The organism is Arachnia rubra (assembly GCF_019973735.1).
Lineage (GTDB): Bacteria > Actinomycetota > Actinomycetes > Propionibacteriales > Propionibacteriaceae > Arachnia > Arachnia rubra.
The window spans coordinates 3,056,482-3,075,138 of the sequence record NZ_AP024463.1 but is presented as its reverse complement, the minus strand read 5'-3'; the positions used below and the strand labels follow the sequence as shown (position 1 = coordinate 3,075,138).

Sequence of the window (18,657 nt, the reverse complement as noted above, 5' to 3'; positions counted from 1 at the left end):
GTCAACTGCCTTGGGGCAGGACGATGACCTCAGCCTGGTGACCACCCGCGCTGAGCTTCGCGTCGCATGTCACCACGGGCGCATCCAATCCCTCGGCCAGGGCGAGGTATGTGGCGTCGTAGCTCGTGTACTGGTTCCGCAGTTCCCAGATCCTGCCGATCAACGGCTCTGACCCATACCGGGTCAGGCTGAGGGTGGTGTAGTCCTGGAGGGCCTCGTTGGCGCGGTCGGCCGCGAGGACCCCGCCGAGCACCATTCCGCGGAGCGCGGACAGGACCTCGACGTCGAGTAGGTGGGGAGCGGCGAGGTCGTCCTCCAGCATGTCGAGTAGACGTGGGTCGGCATCGCTGCCCACGAGCACCTCGACCATCGCCGAGGCGTCGAAGACGATCACCGCCGCCCTGCCCGCACAGCCTCCACCACCTGAGCCGTGTCCGGGCCGGTGGACCGGTCGCGGGTCCGCAGGCGGCGTATGACCTGCTCGTTCGTAGGCCGGGAGGCGATTGCTGTGAGCTGCGCAGCAACGTAAGCCGACAGGGATAGTCCCTCGGTCGCCGCCCGCTCCTTCAGCTCCTTGGCCACGTCCTCGGCCACGTCGCGAATGTAAAGGGTCGCCATACAGACATGCTAGCAATATGCAATCAAATCATTGTGGAGCAGGCTGCAGGATCGTCGACGCTTTGGGGTGAAACCGACGCTGCGCCCCGGCAGGAATACCGTCTATGCCGAGGGCCTCAACCGGCTCCGGGCCGCCCGCCGCCTCAGTCCTCAGATCACCGGCCTGCGTGTCTGCGGTCATCCCCGGGTGCCACTGGCTGCCTCCGTCTGGGAGTTCGGGCTGCCCCACGGCCGGCTCACATTCATGCTGACCGTCGAGCACTACTGCGGCTTCTCCGGTGAGGGCGCGCTGCTGACGAAACTCGCCGCCGACGGCCGCGTCGGCTTCGACCTGTACGAGCAGGCCTACTTCCACCGGGAGCTGCCCAGCGACGCAGGGTGTGCCGAGAGATACAATCCCCGCCTGAGGAATGCGAAACATCTGGTGTCCACGGGAGTGGTCCGGTCCTTCGCCGGGCATCCGGGGGTGTTCCGCGTCAAGGCGACAACGGCGAGTACGTCGTGCGCACCGATCCGGCCAGCTGCATCTGCACCTGGTGGCGCGGCCACGAGGGTACCCGCGGCGTCTGCAAACACATCCTCGCCGCCCAGCTGGAGAGCGACCATGACTGATGTGTCACGGCCCACACCTCCGGGATGCCACGGGGCCAGCACGCCATCCGCGCGGTCATCACCACCGGGGTCCGGGAATCGTCCTACACCTGCTGCCGGAGGTCCAAACCGCAGGGGTAAAACCCAGCCTGCCCGCCGTCACCGCACTGGCAGACCGCAAGAGCAGCTCGAAGTCGGTGAAAGTCGCGCGGAGGATCATCGATGCAAACCGATAGTGATGGCCCACGAGTCGGGGTGATTCCGGTTTCTCTCAGAGGATGTTTCCTAGCCCCCGACTGTTTAGCTCAGCTGACCAGTTGCGCGCCAGGATAGTGCAGTGTTGCTTGACGGACATGGTTGTCCCCAGGGTCACAGGGCTTCGTCACCAGGGTGCGCGTTATCAACGCCCGTACCTCATAATGACGTTGACGAGTTGCACAGCACATGGAAGGAGGCTTCGCCATGGGGGCAAGTTCCTCCTCCCCGGAACCCCTGGACGTTTTCCGGATGCATCGCGAGCTGATCGGGGACTACCGCCAGTTCACAGAGGGCTTCGTCGAGATCCGGGATCGTCGTCTGAAGGATTCGGTGCGTTCCCAGTCGGATAATGGAGCGCAATGGCCGGCGCCCTGGCTCTCCTTGAATCCGACCTTCGCAAGCGGAGGCACGGTCGATGACCTGGCTTCTCGCAATGTGCTGCTGTCAGAGTCCGCTGACCTTTTCCAACTCAAGGGCAAGCCACTGTCACTGTACAAACATCAGGTTGAGGCGATCGAGAAGGCCGCTGAGGGCAGGTCATATGTTTTGACGACGGGAACCGGCTCCGGTAAGTCATTGGCATACATCATTCCCATCGTTGACTATGTGCTGCGCAATGGTGGCCTGCCTGGTATTAAGGCGATCATCGTCTACCCCATGAACGCGTTGGCGAACAGTCAGGTCCAGGAGCTCAAGAAATTCCTCGGCGAGGACGGTGTCGTCAGCTACAAGCGCTACACGGGCCAAGAGGGCGACGATGAACGCGAACGCATCCTGGCCGATCCACCGGACATCCTCTTGACGAACTACGTGATGCTCGAACTCCTGCTGACTCGTCCCAACGAACGAAATAGGTTGTTCGGCGCGACGAACAACCTCAATTTTCTGGTGCTCGATGAGCTGCACACTTACCGAGGCAGACAGGGCGCAGACGTCGCCATGCTGGTGAGGCGCGTCCGCGAAGCCGTGCACACAACAGGCAAGCTGCAGTGCGTTGGTACCTCGGCGACGATGTCAACAGCCGAGACGATAGCGAAGCAGCGCAAAGACGTTGCCGACGTTGCCACCCAGATCTTCGGGACTCTGATCGAGCCGTGCGATGTGATCACGGAGACACTGACCCGAGCGACACGACCCGGTGCCGCCATTGATCTTGGTGAATTAGTTGATGCTCGGGGCGGTACAGAGTCCAAGGATCCTCGACTGTCGGCTGGCTATGAACAATTATCCCAAGATCCGCTGGCGGAATGGATCGAACAGCGCTTCGGGCTGACCAAGGAACCTGAAACTGGGATTCTCGTGCGGCGCACCCCCACCACGGTGGAGGCTGAAGGCAAAACCTTGGCTGACTTGACGGGCAAAGGACAAGAGGCGTGTCGCACCGCCATTCAGCAGACTCTGCTGGCAGGCGCTCGTGTGTCGGATCCTGAGTCGAAGCGGCCTCTTTTCGCTTTCAGGCTGCACCAGTTCATCTCCAAGGGGGCCTCGATCTATGTCACCTTGGAACCTGAGGAAACTCGCGCCATCGAGCATAGCTATCAGGTGGTTCTTGCCGGCTCCTCTGGTGGTTCCGACACCGAGCGGCGTCTCTATCCGCTGGCCTTCTGCCGAGATTGTGGACAGGAATACCTGATGGTGCGACGAGACACCAAACAGGAGGCCTTCGTCGCCCGAACTCGAATGCAGATCCGTGATGAGCATGACGGTTATCTCTACATCGACACCTCCGACCCATGGCCCAGTGACCCCGTCGACCGGGTTCCCGATGCGTGGACTCAGGTTTCCGCCAAGGGAACGCTTAGGGTCATACCTTCTCGGCGTGACCGTGTGCCCCAGGCCATGATGGTCAACCCCATGGGGAAGATCCTTGAGGATGGAAACCTCTCCGAGGATCTGGGAGCGATTGAGGCCGTCTGGATTCCCAAAGGCCTGCTGTTCTGCCTACGCTGCGGCACGACCTATCACCAGCCCCGCGCCATGGAGGCCTCAAAGGTTGTGGCGCTCGACCAAGAGGGTCGATCCAGCGCGATGACGGTGTTGAGCCTGAGCATCATGAAATCGCTGGAAAGCTTCAAAAGCCTGAACGAGGACGTCAAGAAGCTGTTGACCTTTGTCGACAATCGGCAGGATGCCAGTCTTCAAGCAGGTCACGTCAATGATTTTATCCTGGTCGGTCAGCTACGCGCAGCCATCTATGCTGCTTGCAAAGGTGCGGGAGAAGAAGGGATTGATCCCCTCGAGTACGTTCAGCTCTTGCCGAAATATCTCAAGCTTGAGCCGAAGCACTACGCCCAGAGCGCTGCTGCATTCGATCCCCAGCCCGCTAGGAGAGCACTCGCTAAAGTCGTCGAATATCGTGCGCTACAGGACCTTCGTAGGGGCTGGCGGATCACTTTGCCGAACTTGGAGCAGACCGGTCTGGTCCGGATCACGTATCCGACCGCCGAACGACTCTGCGAACACGAGCCGTCCTGGGGTGCGGCACACAGACTGCTTCGTGGTGCCGCGCCGGAGAAACGCAAAGAACTCGTCAACGTCCTGCTGGACGAGTTCCGTCGGGTGTTGGCCATCGACACCGATCTGTTTGGACGAGATCATGTCGACCAACTGCAGCGCCTCAGCCGGGAGCATCTGCAGGGCGTCTGGACGGTAGAAGAAGGAGAGCCTGTTCCCGATGTTGGACTGGCTGTGCTCGGTTCAACCCCCAGCAACGCGTATCGTGGTGTCCTGTCGATCTCGCGACGATCCTTATTCGGTCGCTGGCTGATTCGCCAGTTTGAGGGCCTTGATGGGTATGAGATCGAGGAGATTCAGGAGTCCCTGGTCAAGGTGCTGGAGCACAACGGCATTCTGGCTCAAGTCGCTGAGCGAGGAGTGAGAGGCTATCGGCTCAAGCTCCACCAGATCAGAGTATTCGAAGGTGAGGGGGAACACGGCGCTCCCGACCCCCTGCGTCGCACGAACGATGGGGAGTCGGGCACTCGGATAGTCCAATACTTCAAGGACCTGTATCTCAAAACGGGTAATGAATTGGCTACGCTCCAGGCTCGTGAGCACACCGCTCAGGTTCGCGCTGAGGATCGAGAGGAACGTGAGGAGCGGTTCCGCGTAGGTGAGCTCAAGCTTCTGTACTGCTCTCCGACGATGGAGCTGGGCGTCGATATCGCCTCGTTGAACACCGTGGCCATGCGGAACGTGCCACCCACACCGGCGAACTACGCACAACGTTCTGGCAGGGCAGGCCGCTCGGGCCAGCCAGCCCTTGTCGTCACGTACTGTGCCAGTGGCAATGCTCATGACTCCTACTATTTCGAACGCTCTGATCAGATGGTCGCTGGGCGGGTCTTGCCCCCACGTATCGACCTGGCCAACGAGGACTTGGTGCGTTCGCACGTTCACTCCATCTGGCTCGCCACCAGCGGGGTTAGTCTCGGTAAGTCGATGAAGGATGTGCTGTCCATCCCATCGGAGGGGGATGACTACCCGGTGTTGCCGGAGCTGGCTGAGCGATTCACGCGGGAATCCCTCTTTGAAAGCGCCGCGAAGGCTGCCCATGCCGTCCTTGACCCGATGGCGAGGGAACTAGAGTTGGCGCCATGGTGGTCCAAAAATTGGGTGGACGACGTCGTGCGTGATGCCTATACGGCGCTCGACCAGGCCTGCGAACGCTGGCGGATGCTGGATCGTGCCACCCGGGGAGAGATGGACATCGCCACGAAGCTGACGCAGGATGCGAACCTGAGCAAGAAAGATCGCATGGCTGCTGAGTCTCGTTTTTCAGAAGCTCGTCGCCAACGCGATCTGTTGCTCAACGATGATGACAGAGCCCACAGCGGCGGAGATTTCTACCCTTACCGCTACCTGGCATCCGAGGGTTTCCTACCGGGTTATTCGTTTCCACGTCTACCATTGGCTGCCTACATCCCGGGGCGGCAGAACAAAGATGCGGCCTGGTTGCAGCGGCCGCGTTTCCTGGCTTTGCGGGAGTTCGGGCCAGGCGCTTTCATCTACCATGAGGGCGCCCGTTATCGAGTTGCTCGCATCAATCTTCCAAGATCAGGTGGCGGATCAGAGGATCAGAACAGCAATGTCACGTTGCGCGAGGTGCGTCTCTGTGGGGCATGCGGCTACCACCATGACCGTGAGGTCGGTGTGGATCTGTGCCAGAACTGCGGAGAGCTCCTCGGTGATCCGATGACGAATCTGCTTCCAATGCAGATGGTCATCACCCGCCGACGTGACCGGATCGGAGCCGACGAGGAAGAACGTCAACGCGCTGGTTTCAAAATCGAGACCTCGTACCGCTTCACCCGGCGAGGATCCCGCCCAGCCAGTCTTCAGTCCGAAATCGTCGACAACGAAAACGAAAGTGTCATAGCTGACATCGTCTACGGCGACGCCGCCGAACTTCGCTCTATCAACCGCGGGCACAGCACGGCAACTAATGATGGCTTCTGGCTCAACACCATTCGAGGTGAATGGCTCAGCGATAAACGAGCAGCCGAGATGGACTCAGACGACGATGATGACCTGAGGGCGGAGGATGTGCCTCGAAAGCAACGAGTCATCCCCTACGTGGAGGATCGTCGCAATATCGCCATCATGCGGTGGAGCTCACAGGTTGACACTGCAGAGGCAATAACGTTGATGAATGCCATAGAGCGAGGTATCGAGGCGGTATACCAGCTTGAGGACTCCGAGCTCACCACCGAGGCGCTGCCGGATGCTGGTGACCAGGGTCGTTTCATGATCGTCGAGGCAGCGGAGGGCGGCGCCGGTGTGCTGCGGCGGCTCCAAGGCGAGTCGGAGGCTATGAGCCGGGTGGCCCGGAAGGCACTGGAGATCATTCATGTCGATCCTGATACAGGTGAAGAAGACCCCAAAGCTTGCGTTCGAGGTTGTTATCGCTGCTTGCTCACATACGGCAATCAGAACAGCCATGAGCAGATCGACCGACGCCTTGCCATCAAGACATTGACTCGCCTGCTCAGGTCCAGAACCCAATCGGTTTCTTCCGCGTCGACATCATTCGAGACCGGACCAACCATGCCACCCGGTGACCTCGACGAATTGGCGAGTCCGATTGAAAGGGCATTGGCATATCTTCGCAGCCACGACCTCAACCAGCCGGCCGAGGTTGGTGGGACCATCGCAGGTATCAATGTCGACCTGGTCTATCCGCAGGCGATGGCGGTCGTGATCTTTCTGAGTGACGAGCATGAATCCGATATCGATCTCGACCCGCTGACCTTTAGCGGCTGGGAGGTCATGGCCTGGCGACCCGAGGATCCCTTCAAGGACTTGGTTGCGGCTCATCCGAGCGTGTTTGGGAGTGTTGAGTGATGCCCAGTTTCAACGTGGGAACCCTGGTCACAGCTCGCGGTCGTGACTGGGTGGTATTGCCGGAGAGCCAAGACGACTTTCTTGTTCTCCGACCGCTGGCCGGGGGAAGCCTAGACGTCGCGGGTGTCCTCCCCGACGTTGAGGAAGTCACTCCCGCCACTTTCCCGCCACCCTCGGTGGACGACCTCGGCGACTACCAGTCAGCCCGTCTCCTGCGAGAGGCACTCCGTATCGGGTTCCGCTCCACGGGTGGTCCCTTCCGGTCGCTGGCGTCCCTGAACGTCGATCCACGGCCCTATCAGTACGTCCCCCTGCTGATGGCGTTGCGGCAGGAGACCGTGAGACTCCTGATCGCCGACGATGTGGGCATCGGTAAGACTATTGAGGCCGGACTGGTCGCCAGCGAGCTCCTCGCGCAGGGTAGCGCTGAGCGGCTCGCAGTGCTGTGTCCGCCCTCGCTGGCCGAGCAGTGGCAGGCCGAGTTGCGTGAGAAGTTCGGTCTTGAAGCAGAACTTGTCCTGGGCTCCACGGTCACCCGTCTGCAGCGTCGTCTCAAACACGGCGAATCGATTTTCGAGCGTTACCCGGTCACTATCGTCTCGACCGATTTCATCAAGGCGGACCGGCGTCGTGACGACTTCCTGCGCGCCGCACCCGATCTGATCATCGTCGATGAGGCCCATACCTGTGTGGTCGACGACAGCGGTGGTAGTGGTCGTGCTCGCACGCAGCGTTATCGACTCCTTGAGGCCCTGTCCCAAAAAGCTGAAACCCATCTGGTCCTGGTCACGGCCACGCCACATTCCGGCAACGAGGGAGCGTTTCGTAACATGCTCGGTCTGCTTGACCCGGAGTTGAGAACCATAAAGCTCGACACCGAGGCAGGTCGCGCCAAACTGGCCCGCCACCTTGTGCAGCGACGTCGTGGTGACATCCGCGACTATCTCGGCGTCGACACCAGATTCCCCGACGACCGTCAAACCCGTGAGGCTCCATACCGGCTTTCGCCGAAGTACGCCGATCTGTTGCGTGATGCTATCGCCTACGCCCAGGGGCAGGTCAGGAACGAGAGCGGCAGTCACGCGCAGCGGCGGATGCGGTGGTGGTCCGCTCTGAACCTGTTGCGCTCTGTCGCGTCCTCCCCGGCGGCCGCCGTTGCCACCATGCGCACTCGATCCAACACCAGTGCCGCTGAGACTCCCGCCGCTGTGGACGCGATGGGGCGTGGGACCATCTTCGACCTCGTCGACGACAGCAACACCGAGGGCGACGACACCGCCCCGGGGGCCGTTCCCGATGACTCCGCGACGAATGAGACCCGACTCCTCACCGACATGGCGGCTCGCGCCGAGGATCTCGCCCCCGAGGACGATGCCAAACTCTCCAGGCTCACGGCTGAGGTGAAGAACCTGTTGAAAGAAGGGTTCTCACCGATTGTGTTCTGTCGCTTCATTCCCACGGCGAAATACGTCGCCGAACACCTGCGTGCCGTCCTTTCCAAGGGCTACCCGATCGAGGTGGTCACCGGTGAGTTGACTCCAGAGGACCGCGCTGCCCGAGTGGCTGCGCTGGTGAAGGACCCCGACGGTCGACGCGTTCTCGTCGCCACCGACTGCCTGTCCGAGGGCATCAACCTTCAGGTCGGTTTCCAAGCCATCCTGCACTACGACCTGGCCTGGAATCCGACTCGGCACGAGCAACGTGAGGGGCGCGTCGATCGGTTCGGCCAGATAGCCAAAATCGTGCGGGCCGTGACCATCTACGGCGAGGACACAGGCATTGACGGCATCGTGATGGATGCGCTTATCCGCAAACACGCCCAGATCCGCAAGGACCTCGGCGTCAGCGTGCCCGTGCCCAACGAGGCGAACGAACGGGTGCTCAGCGCTCTCATGGAGGGACTCATGCTGCGTGGCCAGCCCGCCCAGCAGCCGACTCTCGACGACGAGCTCTTCACCCTCACCGACCACTGGGAATCTGCAGCCGAGCAGGAAAGGGTTTCCCGGACCCGCTACGCTCAAGCTGCCATTCATCCCGACGAGGTGTCTCGGGAGGTGGAAGAAGCCCGCTCCCGGATAGGTGGTTTCAGCGACGTGGCCGCTTTCGTTCGCAGTGCCCTCAAAGCCGTCAAAGCCGAGACCTGGGATGAGAACGAGAACCTGATGCTCGACATGGGCTCTCTGCCCATCGGCCTCAAGGACACCCTGCAGGCAGGTGGGAGACTTCGCTGGGTCCCTGACCTGCCCGCACCCCAGGGTGCCGCTGCCATGGTCCGCACTGACAGGCGCGTTGGGGCGCTGGCCCAGTTTGTTCTCGACGGAGCCCTGGACTCCGGCCTCCACGAGGATGTGCGGCCGGCCCGCCGCGCCGGGGTCATCACCACGCAGAGTGTGGATGTGATGACGACCCTGCTCATCGTCCGATTCCGCATTCACCTGACTCTTCCCGGGCGTGGTGGGCCGCGAACTCAGGTGGCTGAGGAGGCCAGGGCCCTTGCCTTTACAGGCACACCCAAGAATCCGACGTGGCTTCCACCCGATCGGGTGGAGGAGCTATTGGGCTCGCTCCCAACAGCCAATGTTCCGGCGGATCGGGTGCCTGGTCTGATGGGTAACGTGCTTCGCTCTGTTGGGGAGAACAGCTCGGTGCTCCTCGACTCTCTGGCAGCGCAGGTTGCTCAGGAGCTGCGGCAGGCTCATGCCAGGGTTCGTCAGTCGGCGCGTGGCCGAGAGGCCGTGGGATCACTCACCTTGCGGGGGTTGGATGTCACGCCGCAGCTGCCTGTGGACATCTTGGGAGTATTCGTGTATCAGCCAGGCGGTGCCGAGTGAACGCTATCCAGGCCATCCGCGTAGAGGGCGGTATCGTCCCGTCGAGCCTGTTGCAGCTGCTCCGGGATGGCACGCTGGGACCCGATGGGTCCCGCAGCCCTTCGTCGTTTCACATTGCCGGACGCCAGACGATCGCTGACGCGGTCAACCGGTCCTGGACGTATCTGGTGGGGGCCTGGACAGCCTGGCTGGAAACCCAGGCCAGGGAACCCGGAGGGATGGGATCCACGAACTCAGCCGTGGTCCGCGAATGCTGGCTGCTGATTCTGTTGCAGGAGCTTGGCTATGGACGTCTCACTCCCAGCCACGGTGTTCAGATTGACGACCAGTCATATCCGATCTCACACGAGTGGAATGAGGTTCCGATTCATCTGCTTGGTCCCGGTGTTGATCTGGACCGACGGAACCCCGGTGTCTCTGGGGCTGCGCGGGCCCCACAGGCGATGGTGCAGGAAGTCCTCAACCGGGATGATCGGCGGCTGTGGGCGTTGCTATCCAATGGGCTCAAACTCCGGCTGTTGCGTGACTCGACAGCATTGGCCGGGTCCGCGTACGTCGAATTCGACCTTCAGACCATCTTCGAGGGCGAGCTGTTCAGTGAGTTCATGATCCTGTGGCAGCTGTGTCACCAGTCTCGCCTTGAGCCGCGGCTCGGTCCGGAAGGTGACCCCATCCCCTCCCAGTGCTGGTTGGAGCTGTGGCGTGAGGATTCGATCAGGACCGGCGCCCGCGCCCTCGACCAGCTGCGTGATGGCGTTGAGAGTGCACTGAGGCACCTCGGTTCAGGGTTCTTGACCCATCGGGACAACAGCTCGCTGCGTGAGGCTCTCAGCGTCGGTGCGCTCACGACCGAGACCTACCATCGTCACCTGCTGAGGCTTGTCTACCGGATGCTGTTCCTCTTCGTGATCGAGGACAGGGGTCTGCTGCTGAGACCAGAAACCACAGACAACTCGTCGGCGGAGAGAGCGGCCCTGACTGAGGCCAGGGAACGCTACGACAGGTACTTCTCGACCAAGCGACTTCGTCAACAGGCCCACTCTCGGCAGGGATCCGCTGCCTACGGCGATCTGTGGCAGGCTCAGGTGATCGTCCTACGATCTCTTGGCGATGAGGGACAGCCGGCCCTCGCGCTTCCCGCGCTGGGTGGTCTTTTCGACCCGATGGAAGGCGACGGTGATCTGCTGCTCGACCTCAAACTGGGGAACGATGTGCTGCTGGCCGCTGTCCGTGACCTCGGCTGGTTCCAGTCGGGGCAACGCCTTCAACTGGTGGACTATCGCAACCTCGGGTCGGAGGAACTCGGCTCCGTCTATGAGTCCTTGCTGGAACTGGTCCCTCGGGTGATGGTTGAGGAACGCCGATACGAGTTCATCAAGGTTGCGGGCAATGAGCGTAAGACCACGGGGTCCTACTACACGCCCTCGTCGCTGGTGTCCGCCCTTCTGGACACCGCGCTCGACCCCGTGATCGATCAGGCCATTGAGGTGGCGGGGAATGATCATGAGCAGGCTGAGAAGAACCTGCTGGATCTGACCATCTGTGACCCTGCCTGTGGTTCGGGACATTTCCTGGTCGCGGGTGCCCGCCGTCTTGCCCGTCGATTGGCGTCAATCCGTTCCGGGGAAGGCGAGCCCACACCCGACGACGTGCGACATGCGCTCCGTGACGTCGTCGGTCGGTGTGTGTACGGCGTCGACATCAATCCGCTTGCCGCTGAACTCGCCAAGGTGTCGCTCTGGCTTGAGGCCATGGAACCGGGCAAGCCGCTGGGATTCCTCGACTCCCGCATCCGCGTCGGCAACTCCCTGCTGGGTACCACGCCGACGCTGCTCAGAGAAGGTCTGCCTGACGGCGCCTTCACCGCTCTGGAGGGCGACGACAAGGAGGTCGCGGCCGTACTCAAGAAACGAAACAAAGCCGAGCGGAAATCTGGCGTTTATGGTGGGCAGGGGCAGCTTGACTTCTCATTAGGGAGTCCTCTGGCGCAGGTTCACCGTGGGCTGCTGGGCACCTTTGATGACATCGACTTGGTGCGTGATCAGGCACGACGTTGGCGTGACTATGAGCAATCTGCTGCCTATCGCAGTGAGAAGATCAAAGCCGATGCATGGATGTCAGCTTTTGTATGGATCTTGACCGATGCCAATGCCGTGCCCACATCGGCAACCCTGGAGCAATTTGCCTCTGATCCATCGGCCTCGCATCTGGAACAGCAGAGTTTCGAGGTGGCGCGGATCGCAGCCGACCATCAGTTCTTCCACTGGCATATCGAGTTTCCCGAGGTCTTCGAGGCTTCCGATGCCCACGGCCCAGAGGGATGGGGCGGAGGGTTTGACTGCATCGTCGGCAACCCACCGTGGGAGCGGGTCAAGCTTCAGGAGCAGGAGTTCTTCGCCTCGCGGGATGAGCAGATAGCCAACGCGCCCAACAAGGCTGCCCGAGGCCGGCTGATCGAAAAGCTGGCGACGAGTGGTTCCCTAGCCGACAAAGCACTCCATACCGAGTTTCTCGCCGCACGGCGAAAGGCCGAGGGCGCGAGCCATCTGCTTCACAAATCAGGACGCTATCCGCTGGCGGGGCAGGGCGATGTGAACACCTACGCGGTCTTCTGCGAACTTGCCAGCACCCTCGTAGCCCCCACCGGTCAGGTCGGAATCATCGTGCCCACCGGCATCGCCACCGACAGCACCACCAAGGATTACTTCAAGGATCTGGTGCAGCACCACCGCATCCGATCTCTATTCGATTTCGAGAACTCAGCTCCTACTTTTCGAGGTGTCCATCGTTCCTTTAAGTTTTGTCTACTGACGCTGACAGGGCGGAAGGCTCAATGTGATCGGCCCCGGTTTGCGTTCTTCCTGCATGATCCCAGTGATATCGAGGGAGCGGTGTTCACGATGACGCCGGAGGAGATCTCCCTCGTCAATCCGAACACCGGCACCCTGCCCATCTTCCGGACGCGCCGTGATGCCGAGATCACTCTGGGCATCTATCGCCGCCTGCCGGTGCTCCTGAGGGAGGGCGACCCGAACGGCAACCCGTGGGGCATCAGCTTCCTGCGCATGTTCGACATGTCGAACGACTCGCATCTCTTCTACACTCGCGAGGAGCTGGAGGACGCTGGCTGGAGCCTCAACGGCAACGTCTTCGAACGCATCATTACAGACAGACAGACAGACAGACAGACAGACAGACAGACAGACAGACAGACAGACAGACAGACAGACAGACAGACAGACAGACAGACAGACAGACCAAGGACACCAAGCTACCAGGTGGAGCGGATGATGCCGCTGTTTGAGGCGAAGATGATCCATCACTATGACATCCGGTGGGCCACCTACGAGGGCGACGGCTCGACACGGCTGATGACGGAGCAGGAGAAAGCCCAGCGACGCCTTCCCATGCCGCGCTACTGGGTTCACGAATCCGAGATCGACAAGAAGATCGGGGACAAGTGGGACAAGAACTGGTTCCTCGGATGGCGCGATATCTGCCGTGCGACCGATGAACGTACGATGATCTCAACCTTGCTTCCGCGAGTTGCCTTTGGTGATCCAGTGCTGCTGGCTATGCCTGGTCGTGGCTACCGGACTTCACTTGAAGCAGCGTTCAACTCTTTTGTGTTCGACTTTGTCACTCGACAGAAGAGCGGGGGAACACATCTCAAATACTTCACCACAATGCAGCTTACCACCCCAGCTCCAGAAGACTTCGAAGTGGTTGGTTTGCAACTCGGACGTTCTGCTGATTCCTGGATCGGCCTCCGAGTTGATCGGCTCAATGCCTGGATCGTTTCGGAGGATGAACGCGCCCAGGTGCGTGCGGAGCTGGATGCGCTGATGTTCCATGTCTATGGTGTGATCAGGGATGATGTCGACTACATCATGGAGACGTTTCCCATCGTCAAGCGCAAGGACGAGGGGCGCTACGGTGAGTATCGCACCAAGCGCCTGATCCTGGAGGCATACGACGCCATGGCCGAGGCCATCACCACGGGACGGCCGTATTGCTCTCCGTTTGAGGGGGCTCGCTCATGACCCAAAATTGTCAGGCCCCGCCAGTATCGTCGGCTCATGACCTTAACTTGTCTTGGATCTTTTAGAGGCTGAGATGAATGATTCATCTGAACGGCGGGATGCTGGTCAGCCGTCTCTGGTTGAAAGCGGCGAGGTGCAGCTGGGCGCTCTGGTGCGTGATGTTCGCAGGATCATCCTGGATTCTCGCGGGGAGGTTACGCGAAGTGTCAGTCATCACCGCGTGCTCATGTATTGGAGGATCGGACGTCGGATCGTTGAGGAGGCGCAGGGTGGAGCCGCGCGAGCCAAATATGGTGCTTACACCATCAGGGGTCTGGCGGAGAGGATCGAGCCTGAGTTCGGATCGGGTTTCTCGGTGCGCCAGCTGGAGCTGGCCAGGCAGTTCTATCAGACGTACCCGATTGCGAACGCACTGCGTTCGCAATCGAACTGGGCGCAATCGGATGAGAATCCCACGATGGGGGTTCTTTTGTGTGCTGATAAGAATGATGCGGTGGTTCGGTTTTCTTTGCCTGAGAACAACCAGACCATTCTCACGTCGCGGTATCAGTTGTATTTGCCGGCTGAGGAGCAGCTGGCTGCCGAGTTGAGGTGAGAGCTGGCTACGGTTGACGAGGATGACAGATCTGGGAAGGACGACAGGCCATGACTGACACAGTGGAACGGATGTTCCCGCTCTACGAGGCCAAGATGCTCGATGCGTACGACCATCGTGACGCCGACGTCTACAAGAGCGCGACCGCTGAGAAGCGCCAGAACCAGCCGCGTTATCTGACGGATGAGGACAAGGCCGATCCGTGGCGTGAGGCTCTGCCGATCAACTGGGTGCGGGAGGAGGTGTTGCCCGGTGATCTGCCAGCGTGGCTGGTCGGATTTTCCAACGTGACGAGCGCAACCAATGAGCGCACCATGCTTTCGGCAGCCTTGCCGAGGGGTGGAGTTGGCAATTCCTACGCCCTGGTGATGGGAGAATGCAAGGAGTGTCTCCTAGGGGTGTTCAATTCCTTTGCATTTGACTATGTAGCTCGCCTCAAAGTAGCAGGGCTAAATTTTAATTTCTTTTATTTGAAGCAGTTGCCGATGCCTAGCCCGGAGACGTTTGATCGGCCATGCTCTTGGGGTGCTGGTTCTCTCCGCAGCTGGATGAATGAACGAGTGGCTGCATTGAGCTGTACCTCGTGGGCGATGGCCCCCATGGCGAGAGACCTGATGGGGAAAGAGAAGGTGTACGCCTGGGATCCGGGGAAGCGGCTCTTGATCCGGTGCGAGATCGATGCTGCGGTGTTCCACCTGTTTGGCATTGCCCGTGACGATGTGGTCTACATCATGGACACATTCCGTGCGGTGCGAAAACACGACGAAGCCGCTCACGGTGAGTACCGGACCAAGCGGATCATCCTCGGTATCTACGACGCCATGCAGCATGCCATCAATTCCGGCGTCCCCTATAAGCCGGTCGTCGATCTGTCATCGCTGGTCATCTCGTCGGATGAGAGTAGCTAGTGATGTTCTCCACCTTCCACGTTGACCCGTACCACTCTGCTGCATCACGTCTGCCGTCGGATCTGGCAGTCGGAGAAGCGGCTTCCTATGTCGTGGACCACATGATGGGCGACGGTATGTCCGTGATCGACCCAGGAACCCCCATCTGGACCGTCGAGACTGCCGAGGCATTGAGGAGAGCCGTAGAGGACGACTCCGCTACCACAGGCAAAAGTGTGTGGGAGACGCTGAATCTTCAACTCACCGACCAGCCCCGCGAGGTGATATTGCTGGCCGCGGAGATCGTGTTCCTGCGAGATCTGCCGAATCGGAGCATAACGGCCACGAAGAAACTCGAAGATGTGACACGCATTCTGTCGTGTCTACGAACCCCCGTCAGTCTACCGGATGAGATGAGACGTAGCCTGGGCGTTGAGAAGGGCTCATTTGCGGGTGGCGTGGGCTACAACCAGCGGCTGTGGAAACAGATTCCCTGGTTTGCCCGATTTGTTGGCCGCTGGGCCGCGCTTTCCGAAGGTCGCAAGGACGCAGCGCGCCGCGATCCTTGGGAATTTCACAAAATTGTGATGGATGATCGCAACGACGTTTCAAATATTCGCAACGCCCTGCTTTTCCTCGTATTCCCAAAGGTGTTTGAGCCCATCAGCAGCATGGGGCATAAATGCGAGATCCGGAATGCTCTGGCAGGCGTCATTGACGGCGCAACCGGCGATGATCAGGAGGCTATCGACCGAGACCTGCTGGCCATTCGATTGGAGCTGTTCAGAGAGATGAAGCAGCCGATCGAGTGGTATCGCGATCCTCTTCGAGCCCGCTGGCAGCACCCCAAGGCTGTGAAAACCGAACAACGCGCTTGGCTGACACGCACCGGCCCAGACGGGCAGGCGACCATCAACGAGTGGCTTGGACAGGGCTATGTTTCCCTGGCCGCCGCGCATATCAAGGCCTTGGAGGCGGGGGCCACCAAAGAACAGATACATGCCCAAGTCGAATCGGGCTATGAGCACGTCGAATATGCGCAGCGCCGAGCCCTGGTCGAGGACTACCACGCCTTCCTGTCCCTGATGCACGAAGGCGACGCCATCATCGCCAGGCGTGACGATCGTGCCTGGGTGGGGCGCATCGCAGGCGAACCTTACTTCACAGATGAGGCGCCAAGGCTGCGTCGTCGAGTCTCCTGGAACAGGATCGAGGTGCCTATCGAGGCATTGCCCCCAGAAACAGCGAGTCTGTCCGGCAGTCCCAGGTTGATCGTCGACCTGGCGCGTGTGGGGAACACCATCGAGGCACTGTTCGACGGGGATACCCCCATTGAGTTGACTTCCGAGGTCACTCTGCCGCGCGCTACCGATGAATTGGCTGCCGAAGTCCACATATCCACAGCATGGCTGGATGAGTACATCGACCTGCTGGAGTCCCGCAGACAGCTCATCGTCTACGGCCCTCCTGGCACCGGCAAGACCTTTATTGCTCGTAAAGTTGCCCGTCACGTCGCAGGTGAGAACGTGCGGATTGTCCAATTTCATCCGTCCTATTCCTATGAGGACTTCTTTGAGGGCCTACGTCCGGTGGTCATGGAAGGCAGTATCACCTATGCCGTTATGCCAGGTCCTCTCAGCTTGCTGGCTGAAGCTGCTCAGCAGGATCCCGACCATCCCTATGTGCTGATCATCGATGAGATCAATCGAGCCGATATCGCCAAGGTTTTCGGCGAGCTCTACTACCTGCTGGAATATCGAGGCGACAAGATCAATCTCCAGTACTCACCGGAGAAGGAATTCCTCCTTCCGAAGAATCTTTATTTTATCGGTACCATGAACACAGCCGACCGCTCCATTGCCCTGGTTGATGCTGCCATTCGGCGGCGTTTCCCTTTCATCGAGATGCATCCATCTGAAGAACCGGTCTCAGGAGTGCTAGCCTCCTATCTCCAGAGTCTCGGACACGGTTCCGAGCGGGCTGACCTTCTAGTCGAGCTCAATAATCAGTTGGACGGCAGGTTGCGTGATTTTCAGATCGGTCCGTCATATCTGATGCGTGATGAGGCAGCTACTGATGAGGGGCTCAGGCGTATCTGGCGTCACGACATCCTGCCGCTGTTGGAGGAACAGCTCTTCGCGATGCACGACCATGAGCAGATTCACGCCAACTTCAGCCTGGAGGCTATCCGTGGGGCGCTGCTTAGACGGCGACAAGCTCACCTCTCGGAGGGTGATGACCGAGGCTGATAAGAACTGATCATGGAGCGGCTGACGTTCACGGAGAATCAGACGGAAGCAGCGGCCGTCCGGCTGTCTGCCATCGAGGCCGCAGGCCTCAATGCCACTCAGCTGGTGCAGGTTACGCCTTTACCGGACAGGCGGTGGGAGATGCGGCCCTGCCTCAATAAGGTCGGCGCAATCCGGTCCAATGACTGTGACATCGTGGTCAGACCCAAGGCGCCATTTTCCTCGCTCCTGTTCATGCTCGCCTATGCGCAGGATCAGGGATTCCGGCCCGCCGAATTTGGCGGGACTGCCAGCGACGAGGTGTGGCCTGCCCTTGGCGAGACCTTGATTCGGCTCGGCGAAAGGGCCCTTGAACGAGGAGTGCTCCGCGGTTACGTGACGAAGGACGACAGCCTTCCCGTCGTGCGAGGCAGGATCAGGATTTCCGATCAACTCACCCGGCGTCACGGGATCCCAATTCCGCTGGAGGTCCGATTCTCTGCTCTCTCCATGGATATACCGGAGAATCAGATACTGAGAGCGGCGCTCAGACATATGGCTTCTGTCGAGCGGCTGCCTTCCGATATGGTCCGCGGTCTACGTCATCTTGAGGGACGACTTGCGGGTGCTGCACTGCTTGTACCTGGGGCGCTGAGGCCGACCTGGACTCCGAACCGCCTCAATGAACGCTATATCCCTGCTCTGCGGCTAGCTGGATTAATCCTGGATTTGATTGGATTGACAACCACGCAAGGTAATCATCCCATGGCCTCCTTCGTTGTCAACATGGCTGATGTATTCGAAGATTTCGTTGGCGCTGCTTTGGGTGGGGCCTTGATGCTTATAAGTCCTGGCGTAACCCGCAAACAGTACCCGACATATTTGACGTACGATCATCGCTTCCCCGTGCGCCCTGATCTGGTTCATATTGCCCGAGGTCGGGTGCAGGCAGTTTATGACGTGAAATACAAGCTTGAAGAGAAGACCGCAGACCTTTATCAGATGCATGCCTACTGCACCATTCTCGGGGCCGATATAGGGCATCTGATCTATGCTGGCTCTCGGTTTGGCTCCGACGGTTCCGATGCACTGATCCGTAACTCCGGGGTTACAGTCCGCACTCATCCCCTTGACGTTGCCGTTCCTCCTGTCGGGCTGCTCGACCAGATCCACAAGATCGCGCTGTCGAGCTTGCCGAGCGGGTAGATTTGCAAGATAACCGATGTCTTGTAGGGGCAGACGCGGCTGAAGCATCGATGTCCT

10 protein-coding genes are annotated in these 18,657 nt (G+C 60.0%); 8 read left to right on the top strand and 2 right to left on the bottom strand.

Annotation, left to right across the window (positions count from 1 at the left end; all coding sequences use genetic code 11):
• Window position 1: 1 nt before the first annotated feature.
• The gene (locus tag SK1NUM_RS13925) at window positions 2-394 is read right to left on the bottom strand and encodes a type II toxin-antitoxin system VapC family toxin (RefSeq protein ID WP_212323376.1); all 393 of its coding nucleotides are present in this window, start codon (window positions 392-394) and stop codon (window positions 2-4) included.
• The gene (locus SK1NUM_RS13920) at window positions 391-618 is read right to left on the bottom strand and encodes a FitA-like ribbon-helix-helix domain-containing protein (protein ID WP_212323375.1); all 228 of its coding nucleotides are present in this window, start codon (window positions 616-618) and stop codon (window positions 391-393) included. Before SK1NUM_RS13920 ends, SK1NUM_RS13925 begins: the two co-directional genes overlap by 4 nt.
• A 67-nt stretch (window positions 619-685) precedes the next feature.
• Here SK1NUM_RS13920 and SK1NUM_RS13915 point away from each other — a divergent pair, with 67 nt between their 5' ends.
• From SK1NUM_RS13915 to SK1NUM_RS13880, 8 genes are all read left to right on the top strand, one after another.
• Window positions 686-1,468 (top strand): hypothetical protein, encoded by a 783-nt coding sequence (locus SK1NUM_RS13915; RefSeq protein WP_212323374.1) that lies wholly within the window; start codon window positions 686-688, stop codon window positions 1,466-1,468.
• A 203-nt stretch (window positions 1,469-1,671) separates the two neighbouring features.
• Window positions 1,672-6,810 (top strand): DEAD/DEAH box helicase, encoded by a 5,139-nt coding sequence (locus SK1NUM_RS13910; protein ID WP_212323373.1) that lies wholly within the window; start codon window positions 1,672-1,674, stop codon window positions 6,808-6,810.
• Window positions 6,810-9,641 (top strand): helicase-related protein, encoded by a 2,832-nt coding sequence (locus tag SK1NUM_RS13905; protein ID WP_212323370.1) that lies wholly within the window; start codon window positions 6,810-6,812, stop codon window positions 9,639-9,641. Before SK1NUM_RS13910 ends, SK1NUM_RS13905 begins: the two co-directional genes overlap by 1 nt.
• A complete protein-coding gene (locus SK1NUM_RS13900) occupies window positions 9,638-13,684 on the top strand; it encodes an Eco57I restriction-modification methylase domain-containing protein (protein ID WP_223927635.1) in 4,047 nt (1,348 codons plus the stop codon). The genes SK1NUM_RS13905 and SK1NUM_RS13900 overlap by 4 nt, the downstream gene beginning before the upstream one ends.
• Before the next feature lie 73 nt (window positions 13,685-13,757).
• A complete protein-coding gene (locus SK1NUM_RS13895; RefSeq protein WP_212323363.1) occupies window positions 13,758-14,279 on the top strand; it encodes a PDDEXK nuclease domain-containing protein in 522 nt (173 codons plus the stop codon).
• 50 nt (window positions 14,280-14,329) lie between these two features.
• Entirely contained in the window at window positions 14,330-15,187 is an 858-nt protein-coding gene (locus tag SK1NUM_RS13890; RefSeq protein ID WP_212323359.1) for a hypothetical protein, read from the top strand.
• Window positions 15,188-15,402: 215 nt separating this feature from the next.
• The gene (locus SK1NUM_RS13885) at window positions 15,403-17,415 is read left to right on the top strand and encodes an McrB family protein (RefSeq protein ID WP_212323357.1); all 2,013 of its coding nucleotides are present in this window, start codon (window positions 15,403-15,405) and stop codon (window positions 17,413-17,415) included.
• A gap of 12 nt (window positions 17,416-17,427) precedes the next feature.
• On the top strand, window positions 17,428-18,600 hold the full coding sequence (locus SK1NUM_RS13880; protein WP_212323355.1) for an McrC family protein: 1,173 nt from the start codon (window positions 17,428-17,430) through the stop codon (window positions 18,598-18,600).
• Window positions 18,601-18,657: the final 57 nt, after the last annotated feature.

Bases quoted from the DNA above. Each gene is read 5' to 3' on its own strand.
- SK1NUM_RS13895 (WP_212323363.1), top strand. From the start codon at position 13,758: ATGAATGATTCATCTGAACGGCGGGATGCTGGTCAGCCGTCTCTGGTT.
- SK1NUM_RS13910 (WP_212323373.1), top strand. From the start codon at position 1,672: ATGGGGGCAAGTTCCTCCTCCCCGGAACCCCTGGACGTTTTCCGGATG.
- SK1NUM_RS13880 (WP_212323355.1), top strand. From the start codon at position 17,428: ATGGAGCGGCTGACGTTCACGGAGAATCAGACGGAAGCAGCGGCCGTC.
- SK1NUM_RS13920 (WP_212323375.1), bottom strand. From the start codon at position 618: ATGGCGACCCTTTACATTCGCGACGTGGCCGAGGACGTGGCCAAGGAG.
- SK1NUM_RS13890 (WP_212323359.1), top strand. From the start codon at position 14,330: ATGACTGACACAGTGGAACGGATGTTCCCGCTCTACGAGGCCAAGATG.
- SK1NUM_RS13905 (WP_212323370.1), top strand. From the start codon at position 6,810: ATGCCCAGTTTCAACGTGGGAACCCTGGTCACAGCTCGCGGTCGTGAC.